The organism is Nonomuraea insulae, assembly GCF_042656245.1.
In genome coordinates, this window is record NZ_JBHSPA010000106.1 from 15,376 (window position 1) to 34,855 (window position 19,480).

Below are 19,480 nucleotides of genomic sequence, written 5' to 3' on the forward strand. Positions count from 1 at the left end.
GTCAGCGCACTCCCCGGTGCGGCCACCACGGCCTGCGCAGCGCCTTGTCGAAGCGCGCCACCTGCTCCGACAAGGTGTTCAGCGGTTCGTCGACGTTCTCGGCATGCGCTTTCTCGCGGGTGAGCCGCTCCATGAGAACGCGGCGGGATTCGGGTATCTTGCGCCAGCCGGGCCGGAACCTGCTCACCTTGGAGAGCTGCGCGGCCAGCGTGCCATGGGCCTCTTCGTAGGGCGCCGCCTGCGGCGTCTGCTTGCCGGCCCGGGCCGCGGCGTACTCCCGCGCCGCCGTGAAGAAGGCGTCCGCGGCGTCGCCCAGGTCGTCGGCGTGCTTGACCGCCACCGTCGAGGCGCTGCGCCATTCGGTGGAAATGAGCGCCACCAGCCCACCGGCGAGCACGGGAAGCAGGATGGAGACGACGGTGGGTAACTGGTTCTCGGGAGGCCTGGCGGGAGCCACGTACGTCATCGCCTGACACGCCCGGGTGAACGCGGCGGGATCCTGTTTCGCCCATTGTCCCGGTGCCATCGTGGCGGTGGGGGAGACGATGAGTCTTCCCGACGCGGTCAGGTCCGGGTTGAGCGCCGCTGCCGCCGCCGTCAGGTCGGGTTGCCGGGTGGGAGAAAGGCACTGAACGATCTGGTCGTCGCGCAGCGCTTGCGTGGCATTCGAACATGCGGACAGGACGATGGGTGTGCCAAGGAGCAGCAACCAGCCGAACACACCCAAACGTTGCATACCGAAAATCCTCGCCTAGCCCGTAATTGCCACGATAACCGGCGATAAAGCGCGGGTGGGCAACAGCCGCAATCTCGTAATATGACAGCACCCAGGCCCTGCTGCTCGGAAGGGTGAATGCTGAGGTGGGGCGGGTCGTCGCGTTCGTGCTGAGTTCTTTTCCCGCCCGGCGTCGCGGACCTGCGGGCGACAAGGGAAGGACTGCGAGTCACGCCCTCACGCAGGCGGCGTCCTCCCCGGCTGAAGGGGGCGAGTTGAAAGTTTCACTCTTATCGGCGTGTTCGCCCAGCTCACGCGCGCCTCCGCTTGACCATCCGGCACTTCGCGGAGAGGTTCGTCTCGAACCTCGCTGAATCGGGAGTCCGATGAGTCACGCCTGCCGCCGGTTGCTCGCCGTCCTGCTTCCCGTTTTCCTGGCCGCGCTGTGCGGCCTGGTGCCCCTGATGCAACAGTCCGCCGGCGCGGCCAGCGACGTGACGGGCAACGCCACCTATTTCGACGCACTCGGCATGCCGTACGGCGGCTGCGGGGTGCCCCAGGCCAACCTCGACTCACAGGACTTCGTCGCGCTCAACGTCTACAACACACCCGGCGACTACTCCTTCTACCCCCGGCCGCTGACCGGAGCCAACCTCAGCAAGGCCGGGTTGTGGAACAACGGCCTGAACTGCGGCCGCTTCGTGCAGGTGGAGATCGCGGATTTCTGTACGGGCACCAACGACGGCGCGCAGAACCAGCCGTTCTGCCGCAACGGCTCCTGGGCCCCCGACGCCTACAACGGCGCGAAGCTGACCATGCTGGTCGCCGACAGCTGCGGCGACTCCAACGCCTGGTGCCGCGACGATCCCCACCATCTGGACCTGGCCAAGAACTCGCTCAACCGGTTCGTGAAGAACGGCGCCGCGGTCGGCGACCTCTATCCCGGCCATTGGAACAACCGGCACGTCACCTGGTCGTTCGTCCCCGCGCCCGGCTACAGCGGCGACATCGCCATCGCGTTCATGCAGTCCGCCCAGGTCTGGTGGCCCGCCATCTCCGTCTCGCACCTGGCCGACGGCATTCACGGCGTCGAGTACTTCGCCAACGGAGCATGGCAGACGGCCCAGATGAACGGCGACATGGGTCAGTCCTACGTCATCGGCGGGACCACGCCGGGCGGCAGCCAGTTCCAGATCCGGGTGCGCGACGTCACGGACACGCTGATCAACGGCGGCCGCGTGTACAGCTTCACGCTGCCGACCACCTGCAACCCGCAGTGCGGCACGCCGTACACCAAGGTCGGCTACACCACGTCGGAAGGCTCGACCTCCACGCCCACGGCGACCCCGACCGTCACGCCTACGGTCACGCCCACGGGCGGCACCGGCGTTCCCTGCGACGTGAACTACCAGCCCGTCAACGCCTGGCAGGGCGGCTTCACGAGTAACGTCACCGTGCGGAACACGGGCGCCACGACCTGGAACAACTGGACGGTCACATGGACCATGCCCTCCGGCGTGACCCTGACCAACGTCTGGAGCTCCACCATCACACCGTCGGGTGCCACATGGACGATCAAGGGGCCGAACTGGGCGACCAGCCTCGCGCCTGGCGCCTCGGTCACCTTCGGCTTCCAGGCCAACGGCCCGTCCACCCCTGGCCCGACCGGCATCACCTGCTCCTGACATCCACCGGCGCCGTCTTGTTGTTCGGCACGGCCTGCCACCAGGTGCCGCACCGCCACAGCCACTCCAGCGGCCCGTAGCGCCAGTGGCTCAGCCACCAGGCGCTGAACGCGGCCTGCAGCGCGATGATCGCGACCGCCAGCACGAAGACGATGCCGTACGACTGCGACTCCACCAGCCCCAGCGGCCGCATGACCACCAGCACGATCGCCGTGGCCGTCACGTAGTTGGTCAGGGCCATCCGGCCGAGCGGCGCCAGGACGCGGCCGGCCGCGGCCCCGGCCCGGGTGCGGAGCCAGAGCAGGAAGGCGCCGATGTAGACCATGGCCGTGGACAGTCCCGCGATCGCGGCGATCGGCGCACCGTACCCGAAGACGCGTTCCTGGAGCGGCACGTCGAGATACCACAGCGTCATGGGGACGGCGAGGACCAGCCCGCCCACGAGCGCGCCCACCGTGCCGGCCGCACCGAACCCGAGCACCGCCGCCCGCGGCAGGTAGGAGGCCGGCAACAGGAACAACACCCCGAAGATGGCGTACGGCAACAGCGCCTCGCCCGGCTGCGCGAGGTGGTGCAGGGCCCCGAACGCGGCCAGGACGACAAGCCTGCGCAGCAGCGCCACTCTGGGCCGCCCGGTGCGCCGCTCGGCCGACTCCAGGAAGATCGCGAACCCGACTCATTCCGGTCGTTCACCCCCGATACCTCCTTCTTTCGGCTGACTTCGCTGCCGATCAGCCGAGGCGTGACCCCCTGCCGCCGCGGAAAGGTCAGTCGCAGGTCTGCGTGCTGACGGGTCTGGTGGCGCCGGCGGCGCGGCGGGCGTCGGAGGCGACCTCGGAGGCGGTGAGCACGTACCCGGTGTCGTCCTGGCTGACGACGGCGGCGAAGACCACGCCCAGCACCCGGCCGTCGGGGCTCAGGAGGGGGCCGCCCGAATTGCCTTGCTGGACCTTGCCCCGGATGAGGTACACATCCCGGGTCACCTCGGCTTCCCGGTAGATGTCGGGGATGGAAGCCCGCTGCCGAGCCGCGACCCGGGCCGGCTGCGTGGTGAACCCCTGGTCCTTGGGGTACCCCGCGATGATGGCGTCGTCGCCGTCGTCCGCCTCGGCGTCGAAGGTCAGGTTCGGCAGCCCGAGGTTCGGCACGTACAACACCGCCACGTCCCGTCGCGGGTCGTAGCGGACCACCGCGGCGGAGTGCGGCCGGCCCGCGTGATCGACGACGAGCAACCTGTCGTCGACCCCGGCGACCACGTGCGCGTTGGTCATGACGTGATCCGGCGCGAACACGAATCCGGTGCCGGTGATCTGCTTGTTGCAGGTGCGGGCCACCCCCTGCACCTGCACGATCCCTGTCCGTGCCGCTCGCAGGCCGGCGCTGTTGAGCACCGCCGCGTCCGGCGGCGGAACGTTCACGGTCGGCTGGCCGGCGATCGCGTCCAGCACCGGCGGGAAATCGGAGCGGTCGATGAACCGTTTGAACGGTTTCTGCCAGTCGCGTGCCGCCTGGGGGATCGCCTGGTCCACCGTGGACAGGAGCAGCGAGCCGCGGATCTGGTCCACGACGGCGGTCAATGAGCTGGACACCAGCACGCTGCCCACGAGCCAGGCGATGACCAGCACCGACAGGCCGGAGACGAGCGTGCCGCCCAGCGCGTCCAGCATCCGGGCCGGCTCGTGCCGTACGCGGGAGCGGATCAGCACGCCGATGGTGGACGTACCGAATTGGGCGACCGCCGAGGTCAGGAGCACGATGACCAGCGCCAGCAAGGATTCCGGCACGTCTCCGTCCACGATCGCGCCCGCGACAGGCGGCGCGATGTAGATCCCGAGCACGCATCCGCCCACGAAGCCGACGAAGCTCGCGACCCCGACGATGAAGCCCTGCCGGTAACCGGAAACGCCGAAGACGATGACCAGGGTCAGCAGAACGAGGTCAAGGAGATCACCGGACACCAGACAAAGGTAAGCACAACATCAGCTTTGGCGCTTGAAACGACAGATCTCGATTTATTGTGGTATTTCAGGTTTCCTGAATGATGGGCATTCCGGCGGAAGAGCACCTGACCGAGAACCGCCTTCATGTGGCGCGCGGGCGGGCACGGAAGAGGGGTCCGCGCCCGCCCGCCGTAGTGCTAACAGGAGATCAATATGTCACCTATGTCGGACGGGCAGGTGTCCGTGCCGACGTCGCCGTTCAGCACGTCGTTGGGGGCCGCGTCGACGCCGTCCAGCCTGTCGTCGCCGGGGCCGCCCAAGAGCCTGTCGATGCCGAGACCTCCGATCACGATGTCGTCACCGCCCTCGCCCACGAGGGTGTCGTCGCCGTTGAGGCCGGCGATCCTGTCGACGTCTCCGAGGCCGCGCAGCTGGTTCGGGCCCGCGCTGCCGACGAGGGTGTCGATGGCCGGCGTGCCGTTGACCCACTCCACGTCGGCGCCGATGTTGTCGTTCTCGCCCGCCTCCCCGTCGTTCGCGGCTCCGTCGAGGCGGACGTCCACGCCCACCGTGCGGTGCTCGTAGCTGGCCAGGTCGATGTCGGCGCCCCCGGAGAAGGTGTCGGCGCCGTCGGCCAGCGGGTCGGCCCAGAAGAGGTCGTTGCCCGCATCGCCGCTCACCTGGTCGTTGCCCGCCCCGCCGATGAGCTGGTCCCTGCCCGGGCCTCCCTGGACCTGGTCGCCGGCGTCGCCTCCGTCGAGGATGTCGTCGCCGCTGCCGCCGAGGATCCTGTCGTTCCCCTCGTGGCCCTTCAGGGTGCTGGGAAAGGAGGTCGCGTTGACGATCCGGTCGTTGCCGTCATAGAGCCCGGCCTCGATGCCGGTGACCCCGGCGCAGTCCACGATGTTCGCCGCGACCTGGGTGCACCCCGATCCTGCCGTGACGGTGTCGCCCGCGTCGCGCACGCGGACGAGGGCCCCCGCGAGGGTGAGCGTGATGTCGTTGTTCCTTCCCAGGTCGGCCTGGACCGCCAGGGTGCTCCCGCTGACCCACACGGCGGTGGTCGCGTGCGCGGGCGCGACGAGCGCGACCTGGACGCCGACGACCAACCCCGCGACGGCCGTGATGGACCACATTCTTCGCATGATCCCGTGTCCCCCTTTTTCGTCTCCCCCGATGCCCACCGCCGGCGGAATTCCCGCCGGTTGTGAGCAAGGCATATAAGGCAGGACAGAAGGGCGAATATGTAAAAGTACTCAGAATAAGTGTTATCTAGGTGATTGACATTCCAGGGTCAGTGCCTGCCGGACGATGAGCTGCTGATGTGCATGGGCCATGAGATCCCTGTCTGCCTGCCTTTACGCACAGCCTCCGGCGGTCACGCCGATTTGGGCGTCCACGCGGGGTCGCGACCCGCGAAGCCGAGTGCGCGGTCGAACGGTGGCGCGTCCTGCGCGACCTCGACCACCGATCCGAAGAGCCCTTCGCGCGCCGCTGCCTGCTCCGGTACCGCCGACGCGCTGGTGAACGCGAGGACAGCCGCCGTGTCGGCCGGGCTGCACGTGAACGGCTGGTCCGTCGCGCGGGCCAGGTCCCAGCCGTGCAGAACCAGTTCGTCCAGCGCGACCACGGCCATTTGCTCGGCAGGCATCGTCACACCGCCGGCCTCGGTCATCCCCTCCCAGGCCTTCGGGTCGCGCCAGGACTCCACCAGCTCATCGAGTCGCCGCGGCAGCAGCGTGCGCCACTGCGGATCGAGCCGCTCGGCACCCGCCGCTCCCGGTCCTGGTCCGCCTCCGGGCGGGGTGATCTTGCGGGCCGCCAGGGTGAACGCCAGCGACAGGCCCATGAGGTGGTCGAGCAGCGCGGCGACCGAGACGTCAGCGCACGGCGTCGGATCGTCCAGCCGGTTCTCGGTCACGCCATCCAGCAGGCGCGCCACCTCTCGGGCGGCGGACTCCAGGTCGATCGCGGGCATGGCGGTTCCTCTCCTTCGGTTCTGACTTGTCGTTCCGGTGTGCTGACTCTCCAGGATCGGAAAAGTAATCGGTGACCGCCTCCGCCGGCATGTCCGCGGCGACCGACGACGCTCACCCCTCGTATCTCTTGAGAAAGACGATGTCGAGGTCGCGGAGCCGGTCCTGGTCGGTTTCTGTGGCGATGCGGGTGATCTTCCCGTCGCTGATGGTGAACGTGAGGACCGCCTTCGGCCGGCCGCGGTGCGACCAGACGGCCGCCGGGACGCCGTCGACCAGAGCGAGCCGCGCGGCCTGAGCTCGTCCGGAGAAGAAGTCCGCCACCGCGTGGGCGCCGCGGATCTCGCCGACCACGGCGTCCGGATCGAGCAGCTCGAACAGGGCGGCGAAATCCCCGCTCCGGGAGGCGGCGAGGAAGGCGGCGACGATTTCCCGCTTCGGGGATCGCGCGGCATCGGATGCCCCGGCCGCACCCTGCACCCGGCGCCGGGCCCGGCTGGCGAGTTGCCTGGCCGCCGCGGGGGAGCGGTCCATGATGGCGCCGATCTCGCCGAACGACACAGCGAAGACGTCGTGCAGGACGAACGCGAGCCGCTCGGCGGGAGTCAGCGTGTCCAGCACCACCATCAGCGCGACACCGACCGAATCGACCAGCAGCGCCTCACCCTCGGGGTCGGCCTGGCCGTTCGGACGGATGCTCTCGTGCGGCGCGGCCGGCTCGGGCGGCAGCGTCCCGGCCGGCTCCTCACGCCGGTTCCGGCGTGCCTCGAGCATGTTCAGGCAGACCCGGGCGACGACCGTGGTCAGCCACCCGGCCGGATTCTCCACCTGGCCCGTGTCGGCGCGGCTGACCCGCAGCCACGCCTCCTGCACCGCGTCCTCGGCCTCGGCGGGGGAGCCGAGCATGCGGTAGGCCACCCCTCGCAAGCGGCTCTGGTGCTCGGCGAACCGTTCGCTCAACCAGTCCTGCTCGGCCATCTGTCACATTCCTCCGTCGCGCCGGTCATATCAATTGACCGGCGAACCCACGCCGATGTGACATCCGGGCCCGCCCCGGATGCCCCGCCTGCCAGTTCAGGCGGGACATACACCGAAATCACCAGGAGAGAACCATGTCACTGCAGGTGAGCGCCATCATGCTCGGCGTCCAGGACCTGGCCCGAGCCAAGAAGTTCTACGCCGACGGCCTGGGCTGCACGATCGACAAGGACACCCGCCATTTTGTCTCGTTCAGCCTGGGGGAGGGATCCCCGCAGCTGGCTCTCTACGAATGGGAGGCGGCGGCACAGGACGCCGGCGTCTCCGCGGAGGGGTCCGGCTTCCGCGGTGTCTCCTTCCACTTCAACCCCGACTCCAGGGAAGTGGTGGATGAGATGATGCGCAACGCGGTGGCTGCCGGCGGCAGCGTGGTCAAGGAGGCGGCCCCCGCCCAGTGGGGCGGGTACTTCGGCTACTTCAGCGACCCGGACGGCTATCTGTGGAAAGTCACCACCTACGCCTCCTGACCCGTGAACCTGGGCCTCGCCACACCCGGCGAGGCCCGGTGACCGGCCCGGCGCGTGCCGCGCTCGATCACCGTTCGCGGCCATTCCGGGCACGGCGTCATTCAAGGCAGGGGTCTTGCAACCCGCGCCGAGAGCCACCGGCCGCCGTCCCGAGGAGGTCGAGCAGACCCTGGGCGGGCCCGACGCCGCCTCACCAGCCGGGTTCGTCGCAGCCGATGTGGTCGGCCGGCTCGACCTGCAAGGTGGCGTGGGCCACGCCGTGCCGGCTTCGCAGCAGGTCGCGGGCCTGGTCCAGGACGGCGTGGTGGTCGCCCGGGTCTGTGGTGACGAGGTGGGCGGTGGCGACGTTCATGCCGGAGGTGAGCGTCCACAGGTGCAGGTCGTGCACGTCGCGCACGCCGGCGATGACGGCCAGGTCGGCGGCGACCGCGTTGGTGTCGATGCCTGCTGGCACGTGCTGGCCCAGCACGGCGAACACCTGGCGGCCCAGCCCGACCGCGCGGAAGGCGACGAAGACGCCGATGGCCAGCGCCACGATCGTGTCCCAGAACCCCTGACCGGTGGCGGCCACCAGGGCGCCCGCCGCGATGACGCCGACCGAGCCCGCTGTGTCGGCCACGACCTCCAGGTAGGCGCCCTTGACGTTGAGGCTCTCGCTCGCGCCGGAGCGGAGCAGGAGCAGGACGATGACGTTCACGACCAGGCCGATGGCGCCGACGACGAGCATCGGGCCGAAGGAGACGCCGGCGGGCTCGCCGATGCGGCCCGCTGCCTCGATGACCACGTACAACGCGACGCCGAGCATGAGGAGCACGGCCAGCAGGGACGCGAACACCTCCGCCCGGTAGGAGCCGTAGCTGCGCCGGCCGGTGGTGTCGGGCCGGACGGCGATCTTCGTGGCGACCAGCGCCGCGCCGAGGGTGACCACGTCGGCGGCCATGTGCCCGGCGTCCGACAGCAGCGCCAGCGAGCCGGAGACGAGCCCGAAGACCAGCTCGATGACGAAGAAGCCGCCGATCAGGGCGAAGGAGACGGCCAGCGACCGGCGATGCCGCCCGCCCGCGTGCCCCGGCGCCGCCCCGTGCCCATGCCCGTGTCCGGTGCCCATCAGGTGGTCCCGTCGCGTTCGGGGTGGATGGCCTCGGTGTGCTCGGTGTGCGCCAGCGCCACATCCAGCAACATCCGTACGTGCGGGTCCTCCAGCCGGTAGTGGGCCATCCGGCCCGAGCGGCGGGCGGCGACGATGCGGTGCGCCCGCAGCAGCCGCAGCGCGTGGGAGACGGCCGACTCGCTCTGCCCGCTCACCGCGGCCAGGTCGCACACGCACAACTCCCCGTCCACCGCCACTACTCCATTATCTGAATAGATGTTCATATGAGCAAAGATAGTGAGTGATCGTGACGGTGTGTCAAGAGCTTGCGGGAATCCAGCGCTGCCTCTGGGACGGGCCCGCTATCTGCCGGCCGCGGGGAGGTTGCGTTTGCTGATGAGGGTCAGCACCAGCGCGACGGTGATGACGGCCAGGCCGGCGGAGCTGTCCACCCGGACCGCCTGATCCACACCGACGCCTTCCTCGGCATGCTGCGCGCCATCGGGCTGGGCATCGCCGAGGCTCAGATCGTGCACCGTGATCTGTCGCTGCGCGTGTTCGCGTTCGTCCTGCTCATGGACTGCCGCCAGGACCAGGGTGAGCCGGTCATGCGGCACACTCCCGTCCCGCTGTCCTGGCTGCGGGCGCATCCCGGCCTGGCCGTCCCTCACCTGCGCGAAGCGGTCGCCGCCGCGCCATTGATGACCGTGGACGAGGCGTTCGAGCACACCATGCACGGACTCATCGTCACCGTCCGCGACCTGCTGGCCACCGCACGGCAAGCGCGCCGGCCCTCTTGACGAGCGCTATGAGGTCGTTGACACTCCCGAAATGTGGGGCTGGAAAGCAGCCTGACGTCTTCGACCTGAGCCGGACACGCACTACGCGGACCAACTCCAGGGCGAAATGTTAGCGCTACCATCCGGCTGCCCGCACGGGATCCCGAGAGGACAGTGCAATGACAGCAATGGTGCCCAGGCGCGAGGCGCTTCGACTGGCAGCGTTGGCGGCCGCCACCTCGTCCGCGCTGACCACGCCTGCGGGAACGGCCCAGGCCGCGGCCCGCACGGTGACTCCTGTGCCGCAGAACGACCCCCCGGTGCCCGGCGGCTGGATCGTGAAGCCGTTCGCGAACAGCCAGGTCACCCTGGGCGAGAGCCTGTTCACCGCCAACCGGGATCGGATCCTGAACTTCCTGCGGGCCTATTCGGCCGACCGCATGCTGGCCAACTTCCGGGCCAATGCCGGACTGGACACCCTGGGTGCCCAGCCACCCGGCGGCTGGGACGACGCGACCGGCAATCTGCGCGGTCACTACAGCGGGCACTTCCTCAGCGCCCTCGCCCTGGCCTACGCGGGCTCCGGCGACGAGTTCTACCAGAACAAGGTCGACTACATGGTCACCGCGCTGGGCCGGTGCCAGAACGCGCTGGCCGCGAAGGTGGGGCAACCCGGCGGGCCGAGCCACCCCGGCTTCCTGGCCGCCTACCCCGAGACGCAGTTCATCCTGCTGGAGCAGTACACGACGTACCCCACGATCTGGGCGCCGTACTACACCTGTCACATGATCATGAGAGGGCTGCTCGACGCCTATCAGTACGCCGGCAACGAGCAGGCGCTCGAGATCGTGCTGAAGATGGGCGACTGGGTGCACAGCAGGCTGGGCCACCTGCCCCGGGCCCAGCTCGACCGCATGTGGGGCATCTACATCGCCGGCGAGTACAACGGCATGAACATCGTGATGGCCGATCTCCACGCCCTCAGCGGCAAGCAGGAGTATCTCGCGACGGCCAGGTGCTTCGACAACACCACGCTGCTCGCGGCCACCGTCAACAACCAGGACACGCTCCACCGGAAACACGCCAACCAGCACATCCCGCAGTTCATCGGCTACCTGTCCGTCTTCGAGCAGAACCAGGTACGCGACTACTTCACCGCGGCCGTGAACTTCTGGGACATGGTCGTCCCGCACCGAGTCTTCACCGACGGCGGCCTGGCCGGTCCTGCCGACAACGGCGAGCTCTTCGGCGCGCGGGGCGTCATCGTCGGCACCCTGGGCATCAACAACGCCGAGACCTGCTGTAACTACAACATGCTCAAACTGAGCCGGGCCCTGTTCTTCCACACCGCCGACCCGAAGTACATGCAGTACTACGAGCGGGCCCTCTACGGCCAGATCCTCGCCTCCCGCCGGAGCGCCGACAGCACCACGAATCCGCTGCTGACCTACTTCATTCCCATGCGGCCCGGCGCGGCGCGCAGTTTCGGCAACCTCGGCACCTGCTGCGGCGGCACCGGACTGGAGAGCCACACCAAGTTCCAGGACTCGATCTATTTCCGGTCCGTGGACGACTCGACGCTCTACGTGAACCTCTACCTGGCCTCGGAGCTCGACTGGGCGGAGAAGGGCTTCGTGATCAAGCAGGTCACGAACTGCCCGGCCGACCCCGCGGGGGTGACGACCCTGACGGTCACCGGCGACGGCCGGCTGGTGGTGAAGCTGCGGGTGCCGTACTGGGTGGAGAAGGGCTTCATGGTCCAGGTCAACGCGGCCGACCAGCAGCTCGACGCCAGGCCCGGCGAGTACGTCACGCTCGACCGGCAGTGGCGCAGCGGCGACACCATCAGGATCACGATGCCGTTCTCGCTGCGGATCGAGAAGGCGCTGGACATTCCGACGACTCAGAGCTTCGCCTACGGGCCGGTGCCGATGGTCGCCAAGAGCAGCGAGACCACCTTCCGTCAGTTCTCCCTCTACAAGGACTTCACCCTGTCCGGGGACCTCGCGCGTGCCGTCACCTCCACCGGGCCGATGAGCTTCAGGGTGAACGGCCTGCCGCTGGTCCCTCTGTACATCAACAACACCGACCGCTACCACGCCTACTTCCAGCGCGTCGAGCCGACCATCGTCTTCGGGAGGATCGACTCCCGCGTGCCCAACCGCGGGCGGGCGGATGCGGTGACGTTCCTCGACGCGGTCTGGAAGAACGCGCCCTTCGCGAACCAGGGACAGTTCGTGTCCACCGTGACCCGCACCGCGGAGGAATGGGTCGCGGCCGGCCTGATGACCTCCGCCCAGAAGGACACGGTGGTCTCCACGGCTGCCCGGGCCAGGCTCCCCGGTTAGTGGCCGCCGGCGGGGTCGCCCTCGCCGGACAGGTGTGGCCGTGCCTCGGCCCAGATGGCCGCGAGGTCGCATCGGGCGGCCTGCCAGGTGAGGGAGGTGAGCCGGCCCCGCCCACGGTAGCGTCGCACGATCGCGACGTGTGCCGGCCATGCCACGAACCCGCGCAGGTCCTGCTCGCCCTGCCAGATCGACACCGAGCCGCACCTTCGCTCCAGCGGCCGGGCCCACAACCACATTCCGACCGCGCCGTCCAGCCGGGGCCAGGCTCGGCGCAGCGTGAGGCCGGAGCGGAAGATGCCGGGCAAATCACGCGCCGTGTCGGCCTGAAACGCGGTGACCGCCACCAGTACGGGCCCGTCGATGCCCGCGGCCGGTCCTGACGTCCACGAACTCCTCAGCACGACGGCGTCCACATCCAGAACGAATTCATGATCTCTCCTTTTTAGGCACGAACGTTCGTGCTTGGTTGGGACGCTACCACGGTGCGACATAATTGGACGAACGTTCGTGCCTGAAAGGAGTCGCCGATGGTGGGCCGACCGCGAGACGAGCGGACGCGGAACACGATCCTGCGCCGGGCGGCGGACATCGCCTCCAAGGACGGGCTGGAGGGCCTGTCGATCGGACGGCTGGCCGCCGACCTCGGTGTGAGCAAGAGCGGCCTCTTCGGCTATTTCGGCTCCAAGGAGGAGCTTCAGCTGGCCACGATCCGGATCGCGGCGGGCGTCTACCTCGACGAGGTCGTTCAGCCCGCGCTGGAGGTGCCGCCGGGCGTGAAGCGAGTGTGGCGGCTGTGCGACAACTGGCTGAGCTACTCCGAGCGGCGGGTCTTCCCCGGCGGATGTTTCTTCTTCACCGTCGGCGCCGAGTTCGACGCCCGTCCGGGGCGCGTACGGGACGCCGTCGCCGCCGCCGGCCTGGAGTGGAGCCGCCTGGTCGCACGGACCGTCGGCGACGCGCGCCGGCTCGGCGAGCTCGCCGAGGACACCGAGCCTGATCAGCTCGCCTTCGAACTGATCTCGTTCATGGAGACCGCCAACGCCCTCTCGCTGCTGCACGACGATCCCGCCGCCTACCGACGGGCTCGGACCGCCATCCGCGCTCGCCTGGGCGTCGCCGACTCCGCGGCCCGGCCTAGCTGACCCGTATGTTTGGCGGCGAAACCGGCGCGAACCCCTCAGAGAACGGGTGGAGCCGCACCGCGGCAGACGGCTTCGACCCCGGTGATGATCAGTTCGAGGCCGTCGCGGAAGGCACGGTCGCGGAGCTCTCTGGGCCGGGCGCCGGTCGCGCGGGCCTGTTCCTCGGTCGTGTAGCCGTTGACGTACGCCATGACGGTGTCCACGGCCACGGCGGCCGTGTTCGCGGGGACGCCCGCGGCCGTGAGGGTGGCGATGAGGCCGTGGTAGGAGGCGGTGGCCGCGCTGCCCGGGTCGCGGAAGGTGGACATGAGGCGCGCCCCGTCGCGGTGGGCCAGCATGAGCTCACGCGCGCCGATCGCGACGCCGCGCAACCGCTCGTCCCAGGGGCCGCCGAGTTGCGGGGCGGCGTCGACCGGCGGGGTGACCAGGTGCGCGACCATGGCGTCCAGTAGCGCCTGCTTGCTGGGGTAATGCCGGTAGAGCGCGCCCGCTCGCACGCCGAGACGGCCGGCCAGAAGCCGCATGGTCAGACCGTCCAGACCGACCTCGTCGAGCAGCTCGATCGCCGCCTGAAGCACCTGGGCGCGTCGCTGCCCCATCGAATCCTCCAAGTCGCGGGTTGACAGTTCGGCTCCGCGTACGTGAACAATGTACACGTGAACGTTGTTCACGTAGGAGGAGGGCGTGATGATCGAGCAGGGCGTGGGACGTGTGCTGGTGATCGGGGCGGGGCTCGGCGGGCTGACGCTCGCCCACGCGCTCGTCCGTGCCGGCATCGACGTGCGGGTGTACGAGGCGGATGACGGCAGCGGCGAGCGGTTCCAGGGGTACCGGATCGGGCTGGCGCAGCTGGGGCTGGCGGCGTTGCGGGCGAGCCTGCCGCCGCGGCTCCACGAGCTGGTCGAGATCACCAGCGGGAGCTTGACCGGGCCGGGGCTGATGTTCGACGAGCAGCTCACGGTGCTCAGCCGCGACCTGGACGGCCCGGCGGCGGAGGCCAGGGCGATGGATCGGCAGGTGTTGCGGCGGATCCTGCTCGGCGACCTGGGGGACCGGGTCGCGCACGGCAAGCGCCTGAAGGGTTTCGCGGAGGACGCGGGCGGGACCGTGACCGCGCGTTTCTCCGACGGTACGGAGGCCACGGGCGAGGTGCTGGTCGGCGCCGACGGCGGGAACTCCGTGGTGCGGCGGCACCTGGTGCCCGAGGTCGGGCTCGTCGACGCGGACCTGTGCGGAGCGATGGGGCGTACACCCATCACCGACCGCTTCCTTGAGCTGGTGCCGGGGCGCGGCACGATGGTGAAGGGGCCAGGGGTCACGCTGATGCTGGGACGGATGCAGTTCGGCAGGGAACCGTCCGCGGCCGCAGCCGAGCTCGCTCCCGGGCTGGACATGCCCTACCGCGACAGCTACGTACGGTGGGTGCTGCTGGTGCCGCCGGATCATCCGGCGGCCACCGACACGGGGGACGCGCGTGAGCTGGTGCTGGACCTCATCGACGGCTGGCATCCCGACCTGCGGGACCTGGTGCGCTCGGCCGACATGAGCGCCGTCGGCAGGTCCAAGGTCTACGACCGGCCGATGCCGTCCTGGCCGGTGGGCCGGGTCACGCTGCTCGGCGACGCCGCCCATCTGACGCTGGCCAGCGGCGGGAACGGCGCGGCCACCGCGATGCAGGATGCCGTACGGCTGTGCGCGCGGCTGGCCGAGGCCGGTCGAGGCGAGCGAAGCCTGGCCTCGGCGCTGGCGGAGTACCAGGACGACCTGCTGGAGCGCGGGAACGCGGCCGTGGAGGTCGGCAAGCAGGCACAGAAGAGGTTCGTCCCGGCCGCGGATGGGGTGACACGGTGAAGGGCTCGCCGCCGATCGTGCGCGACTACAGCGAAGGCCAGGTTCGTTCCGCCGACGGGACGACGATCGGCTACCGGCGACGCGGTCGCGGCCCCGCATTGATCCTCGTGCACGGCGCGATGCAGGCATCGCAACACTTCACCAGGCTCGCCGCCGCGCTGTCGGCCGATTTCACCGTCTATGTGCCCGACCGGCGCGGACGCGGGCTGAGCGGACCCCACGGTGCGGGCTTCAGTGTCCTGCGGGAGGTCGACGACCTGCGGGCACTCGTCGCCGCGACCGGCGCCTCACAGATCTTCGGCCTGAGCTCGGGCGCGCTCGTCGTCCTGCGCGCGGCCCTGGTCACGCCCGCCCTCGACCGGATCGCCTTGTACGAGCCTCCGCTGTCGATCGGCGGTTCGGTGCCGGTGGACTGGGTGACGCGCTTCGACCACGAGATCGCCGCGGGAAGGTCGGCGTCCGCGCTGGTCACGGGGTTGAAGGGCCTGGCCGCCGAACCGTCGTTGTTCACCAGGGTCCCCCGCTTCGCCCTCGTGCCGCTGCTGGCGATCGGGGCACGATTGCAGGGCGACGGGGCCGCCGACGAGGTGCCGGTCGAGGCGCTCATCCCCACGCTCCACTTCGACGCGCAGGTGATCAGGGAGGTGGCCGACACAGCGGCGGACTACGCGGCGCTCGATGCGCAGGTGCTGCTCCTCGGCGGCACCAGGAGCGCGGCGTACTTCGGCGTCGCCTTCCAGAAGCTCACCGAGGTGCTCACGCACGCGCGCAGCATCGCCCTGCCGGGAGTCGGGCATTCGGGGCCGGAGGATGACGGAGCCCCGCTCGTCGTGGCCCGGGCCCTACGTGATTTCTTCGGCGCGCGATGACGCGCGCCGCCGGCTCCCTGATCAGTGACGCCGACCCCGGAACCGCTCCAGGAAACTCCTCGCCCGCTGCTGGTTGCGAGGGTCACGCGCCATCCGCTTAGCCTTCTCGACCTGTTGCCTGCCCTTGGGGCTGCGCAGGTACGCGCGCACCCGATCCATGAGTGTGGCCATGCGCCTGCCCCTACCCCCGCCACCGGACATGAAAGCGCCGTGGGCGTGACCGACATCGGGGAAAGCCGTGTTCCGAGGTCAGCCGGTCGCGTCCACGCCTGCCCGCAGCAACGCCTGCCCGAGAATGCGATCCAGGTCCGTGCCGGTCACCATGCCGACCAGACGCCCGCCCTCGACCACGGCGATCAACTGACCCCGGGCCGGCTGCTCAAGCAGCCGGCAGGCTTCGTCGTCCGGTGAGACGACCCTTACCGGACGACGCGCCACCCTGAGGGTCTCGATGCGCGTGACGCTCCGGTGCTCGCGGGGGACCGCCATCAGCATGAACAGCGAGACGCTGCCGATCGGAGCGCCGTGGACACTCACGACCGGGAAGACCGTCTGGCGGGAGCCCAGGACGACTCTGTCGACGAACTCCTGCACCGTCATCCAGGCCGGCGCCCGGTCCGGGTCGGGAGTCATGACCTCACGCACCGCCAGGCCGCGCAATCCAGCACGGGCGATCTTGACAGTGAGTTCCTGGCGTGCCGCCGTGACGATGAACCAGCCCAGCGGCAGCAGCCACAGACCGCCGAGCCAGCCCCAGAACAGGGTGCCGAAGAGCCCGAGCGCGATGAGCGTCGTACCGAGCATGTGCCCTGCTCTGGCCGAGGCTCTGTCCGCGCGGAAGCGGTCCGCGAACCGCCACCACAGCAGCGCGTGCAGGACGCGCCCTCCGTCCAGAGGATCACCAGGGAGCAGGTTGAACAGACCGAGCAGCAGATTCATGGTGGCGAGCCAGACGACGGCGGAGGCCGGTAGCGTCGCCTTGGGCATGATCAGGAACGCGAGGAAGGCCAGAACCGCGATGCCCAGGCTGGCGAGCGGTCCCGCCGCGGCCACCGCCAGTTCGACACGTGGGTTCTTCGCCTCCTGCTCCAGCTCCGTGGAGCCACCGAGGCCCCAGATGGTGATCGCGACGGCCTTGAGGCCGCACCGCCGGGCGGTCAGCGCGTGCGCGACCTCGTGGACCAGCAGCGAGGCCATGAACAGGACTCCGGTGACCACGGCCACCGGCCAGTACTGTCTGTGATCAAGTCCGGGCATGGCCCGCGGCAGCACCACTCCGCCGAGCCCCGCCACGATGAGCGCGGCCAGCCCCAGAGCCGACCAGTGCGCGCGCACCGGGATTCCGGCCACCGTGCCCAGCGGAAGAGTTCCCCTCACCTCGTCATAGTCCAACGGTGGTGCCACTCGCTGGGAGAGCGGTTAGTCCCTCATCGGAAGATTTGACCTTTCTCGCCCCATGGTCAGACCCGGGAAGGTCCGCAAAGCTCCGGAAGCCGCTTGATCAGTGCTGGGCCTGGTCGGGATCCTGCTCCGGGCCGGGGAAGGATTCAGGCTGGGGTACGGCGGCGCCGAGCCGACCCGGCTCGTCTGGCTGGGGTGCGGCGGCGCCGAGCCGACCCGGCTCGTCTGCCTTCTGCGCGTCGGCCACGGCTTCGGCGGCCGCCTCGGAGGCCCTGGCGACCTCCTCATCGGCGGCCGACGACCCGGCGGCCTCCTGCCGGGTGGTGGATGAGCGCGGCAGGGCCTCGGTGAACGCCTTGGAGACGCCCTGCAGCGCCGAGGTGACCTCGCTGGGGATCACCCAGAACGTGTTCCCCGCACCCTGGGCGAGTTGCGGCAGCACCTGGAGATATTGGTAGGCCAGCAGTTTGGGGTCGGGGTCATTGCGGTGGACGGCCTGGAAGACCTGGTCGATCGCGCGGGACTGGCCTTCGGACTCCAGGATGGCGGCGGTGCGCTGGCCTTCGGCGCGCAGAATGCGCCCCTGCTTGTCGCCCTCGGCGGTGAGGATCTGCGACTGCCTGGCGCCCTCCGCGCTCAGGATGGCGGCCCGTTTGTCCCGGTCGGCCCGCATCTGCTTCTCCATCGCGTCCTTGATGCTCTTGGGCGGGTCGATGGCCTTGATCTCGACGCGGTTGACCCGCAGCCCCCACTTGCTGGTGGCCTCGTCGAGCACCCCGCGCAGTTGGCTGTTGATGGTGTCGCGGGAGGTCAGGGTCTTCTCCAGGTCCATGGAGCCGACCACGTTACGCAGCGTGGTGACCGTAAGCTGCTCGACGCCCTGGATGACGTTGGCGATCTCGTACGCGGCCGCACGCGGTTCGGTGACCTGGCAGTAGAGCACGGTGTCGATCTCGACGACCAGGTTGTCCTCGGTGATGACCGGCTGCGGGCTGAAGGAGACCACCTGCTCACGCAGATCGATCATCGGATAGACGCGGTCGATGTACGGGATGACGAAGTTGAGCCCGGGTTGCAGGGTGCGGTGGTAACGGCCGAGCCGCTCGACGTTGCGGGCCCTCGCCTGCGGCACGATGCGCACTGCTTTGAGCACCGTGATCACCACGAAAAGGGCGATGATCACGGTGACGATCAGCAGCTCCATATGATCACTCCCGGGGTCTGCCGCCGTTTTCGGCCCTCCTTAATGCTACAACGGGCCCAAAAGCGCAAATGATTCCCCCACCCTGCGGTGTCAGCGCGTCAGTACGGTCCCCAGCCGGCGGATCACCTCGGCCTCACCGGGGTCGAGGTCGTCACCGGAGGGCGCGTGTTCGGTGATGGCCGCGCCGACGATGTCGTTCATCTGGGAGACGAGGTCGATCAGTCGCTGCGGGGGCACGCCGTCCGGCTCCGGATAGCAGGTCGCGCCGAAAACGGTGGGCTCCAGGACGTCCAGGTCGATGTGCACGTACACGGGGCCGCGCAGGCCGTCGAGCACGCGCTCCAGGTCGTCGACGCCGTACCTGCGCAGGCCGGTCTTCGCGAGGTACTCGTGCTCGGACACGTCGCCCGCCCGCTCTCCCGCGATGATCACCTGCTGGGGCGTCAGCGGCTGCTCCGGCGCCAGGCCCGCCGGCGCGTCTCCGAGCAACGCGCGCACCACCATCCCGTGGAAGGCGCCCGACGGCAGGGTCTGCGGGCTGTAGACGTCCGGGTGCGCATCGATCCACAACACCGTCAAAGCATCCCCATAGCGGGCGTGGGCGGCGGCGATGGGCGCGATGTCGACGGCGCAGTCGCCGCCGATGGTGATCACCCGGTCGTCGATGCCGGCCAGTGCCTTCCCCGTCAGCCGCTGGTTCTCCACGAGCGCCTCGAACGCGCGGATCCCGGCGACCTTCTCCCCGGCGGTTTCCAGCACCGGCACGGTCACCACGGCGTCGGCCGGAATGAGCTCCGCGGCTCGGCGAGCACCGGCCATCAACCGCGGTGCCCTGCTCGACGCCGAACCCTGCCATTGCGGTACACACAGCACAGTCGTCATGCGGCGACCCTACGAGAGGCCAGGATCAAAGGGCTAGACGAGTAAGTCCGAAGTTCTTGGGCCATCGCCACCAATGGGGAAGGGCCTCGTTGA

The 19,480-nt window shown here is 69.4% G+C and carries 21 protein-coding genes; 7 read left to right on the forward strand and 14 right to left on the reverse strand.

Annotation, left to right across the window (positions count from 1 at the left end):
- Position 1: 1 nt before the first annotated feature.
- A complete protein-coding gene (locus ACFPZ3_RS60045; protein ID WP_379523423.1) occupies positions 2–736 on the reverse strand; it encodes a hypothetical protein in 735 nt (244 codons plus the stop codon).
- Between the two features lie 365 nt (positions 737–1,101).
- Between ACFPZ3_RS60045 and ACFPZ3_RS60050 the strand changes: the two genes are divergently transcribed.
- Positions 1,102–2,400, forward strand: coding sequence for a cellulose binding domain-containing protein (locus ACFPZ3_RS60050; RefSeq protein WP_379523424.1), 1,299 nt, complete (start codon positions 1,102–1,104; stop codon positions 2,398–2,400).
- Here ACFPZ3_RS60050 and ACFPZ3_RS60055 read toward each other — a convergent pair.
- The 5 genes from ACFPZ3_RS60055 to ACFPZ3_RS60075 all read right to left on the reverse strand — a co-directional run bounded on the left by ACFPZ3_RS60055 (position 2,387) and on the right by ACFPZ3_RS60075 (position 7,294).
- A complete protein-coding gene (locus ACFPZ3_RS60055) occupies positions 2,387–3,022 on the reverse strand; it encodes a DUF418 domain-containing protein (RefSeq protein WP_379523425.1) in 636 nt (211 codons plus the stop codon). The genes ACFPZ3_RS60050 and ACFPZ3_RS60055 overlap by 14 nt on opposite strands.
- 145 nt (positions 3,023–3,167) lie before the next feature.
- A complete protein-coding gene (locus ACFPZ3_RS60060) occupies positions 3,168–4,358 on the reverse strand; it encodes a MarP family serine protease (RefSeq protein WP_379523426.1) in 1,191 nt (396 codons plus the stop codon).
- A 179-nt stretch (positions 4,359–4,537) separates the two neighbouring features.
- Complete coding sequence (locus ACFPZ3_RS60065; protein ID WP_379523427.1) at positions 4,538–5,476, reverse strand: calcium-binding protein; 939 nt, start codon at positions 5,474–5,476, stop codon at positions 4,538–4,540.
- A 242-nt stretch (positions 5,477–5,718) separates the two neighbouring features.
- Complete coding sequence (locus ACFPZ3_RS60070) at positions 5,719–6,318, reverse strand: TIGR03086 family metal-binding protein (RefSeq protein WP_379523428.1); 600 nt, start codon at positions 6,316–6,318, stop codon at positions 5,719–5,721.
- A 112-nt stretch (positions 6,319–6,430) separates the two neighbouring features.
- Positions 6,431–7,294, reverse strand: coding sequence for a sigma-70 family RNA polymerase sigma factor (locus ACFPZ3_RS60075; RefSeq protein ID WP_379523429.1), 864 nt, complete (start codon positions 7,292–7,294; stop codon positions 6,431–6,433).
- Between the two features lie 134 nt (positions 7,295–7,428).
- Here ACFPZ3_RS60075 and ACFPZ3_RS60080 point away from each other — a divergent pair, with 134 nt between their 5' ends.
- Positions 7,429–7,821: a VOC family protein gene (locus ACFPZ3_RS60080; protein ID WP_379523430.1), complete on the forward strand. Its 393-nt coding sequence runs from the start codon at positions 7,429–7,431 to the stop codon at positions 7,819–7,821.
- Positions 7,822–8,011: 190 nt separating this feature from the next.
- Here ACFPZ3_RS60080 and ACFPZ3_RS60085 read toward each other — a convergent pair whose 3' ends face one another.
- On the reverse strand, positions 8,012–8,929 hold the full coding sequence (locus tag ACFPZ3_RS60085; RefSeq protein WP_379523431.1) for a cation diffusion facilitator family transporter: 918 nt from the start codon (positions 8,927–8,929) through the stop codon (positions 8,012–8,014).
- Positions 8,929–9,195 (reverse strand): ArsR/SmtB family transcription factor, encoded by a 267-nt coding sequence (locus ACFPZ3_RS60090; RefSeq protein ID WP_379523432.1) that lies wholly within the window; start codon positions 9,193–9,195, stop codon positions 8,929–8,931. The genes ACFPZ3_RS60085 and ACFPZ3_RS60090 overlap by 1 nt, the downstream gene beginning before the upstream one ends.
- Before the next feature lie 204 nt (positions 9,196–9,399).
- Here ACFPZ3_RS60090 and ACFPZ3_RS60095 point away from each other — a divergent pair, with 204 nt between their 5' ends.
- Positions 9,400–9,711: a hypothetical protein gene (locus tag ACFPZ3_RS60095; protein WP_379523433.1), complete on the forward strand. Its 312-nt coding sequence runs from the start codon at positions 9,400–9,402 to the stop codon at positions 9,709–9,711.
- Between the two features lie 158 nt (positions 9,712–9,869).
- A complete protein-coding gene (locus ACFPZ3_RS60100; protein ID WP_379523434.1) occupies positions 9,870–12,038 on the forward strand; it encodes a beta-L-arabinofuranosidase domain-containing protein in 2,169 nt (722 codons plus the stop codon).
- On the opposite strand, the gene ACFPZ3_RS60105 is transcribed toward ACFPZ3_RS60100, so the two are convergent.
- A complete protein-coding gene (locus tag ACFPZ3_RS60105; RefSeq protein ID WP_379523435.1) occupies positions 12,035–12,439 on the reverse strand; it encodes a hypothetical protein in 405 nt (134 codons plus the stop codon). The two genes, ACFPZ3_RS60100 and ACFPZ3_RS60105, sit on opposite strands and share 4 nt — an antisense overlap.
- 126 nt (positions 12,440–12,565) lie before the next feature.
- Between ACFPZ3_RS60105 and ACFPZ3_RS60110 the strand changes: the two genes are divergently transcribed.
- Complete coding sequence (locus tag ACFPZ3_RS60110; RefSeq protein ID WP_379523436.1) at positions 12,566–13,180, forward strand: TetR/AcrR family transcriptional regulator; 615 nt, start codon at positions 12,566–12,568, stop codon at positions 13,178–13,180.
- 35 nt (positions 13,181–13,215) lie between these two features.
- On the opposite strand, the gene ACFPZ3_RS60115 is transcribed toward ACFPZ3_RS60110, so the two are convergent.
- On the reverse strand, positions 13,216–13,779 hold the full coding sequence (locus ACFPZ3_RS60115) for a TetR/AcrR family transcriptional regulator C-terminal domain-containing protein (RefSeq protein WP_379523437.1): 564 nt from the start codon (positions 13,777–13,779) through the stop codon (positions 13,216–13,218).
- 88 nt (positions 13,780–13,867) lie between these two features.
- On the opposite strand from ACFPZ3_RS60115, the gene ACFPZ3_RS60120 reads away from it, so the two are divergent.
- Together ACFPZ3_RS60120 and ACFPZ3_RS60125 are read left to right on the forward strand one after the other, a co-directional pair.
- Complete coding sequence (locus tag ACFPZ3_RS60120; RefSeq protein WP_379523438.1) at positions 13,868–15,031, forward strand: FAD-dependent oxidoreductase; 1,164 nt, start codon at positions 13,868–13,870, stop codon at positions 15,029–15,031.
- Positions 15,028–15,900, forward strand: a complete 873-nt coding sequence (locus ACFPZ3_RS60125; protein ID WP_379523439.1) for an alpha/beta fold hydrolase — start codon at positions 15,028–15,030, stop codon at positions 15,898–15,900. Before ACFPZ3_RS60120 ends, ACFPZ3_RS60125 begins: the two co-directional genes overlap by 4 nt.
- A gap of 21 nt (positions 15,901–15,921) precedes the next feature.
- Here the strand turns inward: ACFPZ3_RS60125 and ACFPZ3_RS60130 are convergent, their stop codons facing one another.
- The 4 genes from ACFPZ3_RS60130 to ACFPZ3_RS60145 all read right to left on the reverse strand — a co-directional run bounded on the left by ACFPZ3_RS60130 (position 15,922) and on the right by ACFPZ3_RS60145 (position 19,387).
- The gene (locus tag ACFPZ3_RS60130; protein ID WP_379523440.1) at positions 15,922–16,071 is read right to left on the reverse strand and encodes a hypothetical protein; all 150 of its coding nucleotides are present in this window, start codon (positions 16,069–16,071) and stop codon (positions 15,922–15,924) included.
- A 78-nt stretch (positions 16,072–16,149) separates the two neighbouring features.
- Positions 16,150–17,277 carry a site-2 protease family protein gene (locus tag ACFPZ3_RS60135; RefSeq protein ID WP_379523441.1) on the reverse strand — a complete coding sequence of 376 codons (1,128 nt, stop codon included), beginning with the start codon at positions 17,275–17,277 and terminating at the stop codon, positions 16,150–16,152.
- Positions 17,278–17,401: 124 nt separating this feature from the next.
- The gene (locus ACFPZ3_RS60140) at positions 17,402–18,505 is read right to left on the reverse strand and encodes an SPFH domain-containing protein (protein WP_379523442.1); all 1,104 of its coding nucleotides are present in this window, start codon (positions 18,503–18,505) and stop codon (positions 17,402–17,404) included.
- 90 nt (positions 18,506–18,595) lie between these two features.
- On the reverse strand, positions 18,596–19,387 hold the full coding sequence (locus ACFPZ3_RS60145; RefSeq protein WP_379523443.1) for an arginase family protein: 792 nt from the start codon (positions 19,385–19,387) through the stop codon (positions 18,596–18,598).
- Positions 19,388–19,480 lie beyond the last annotated feature (93 nt).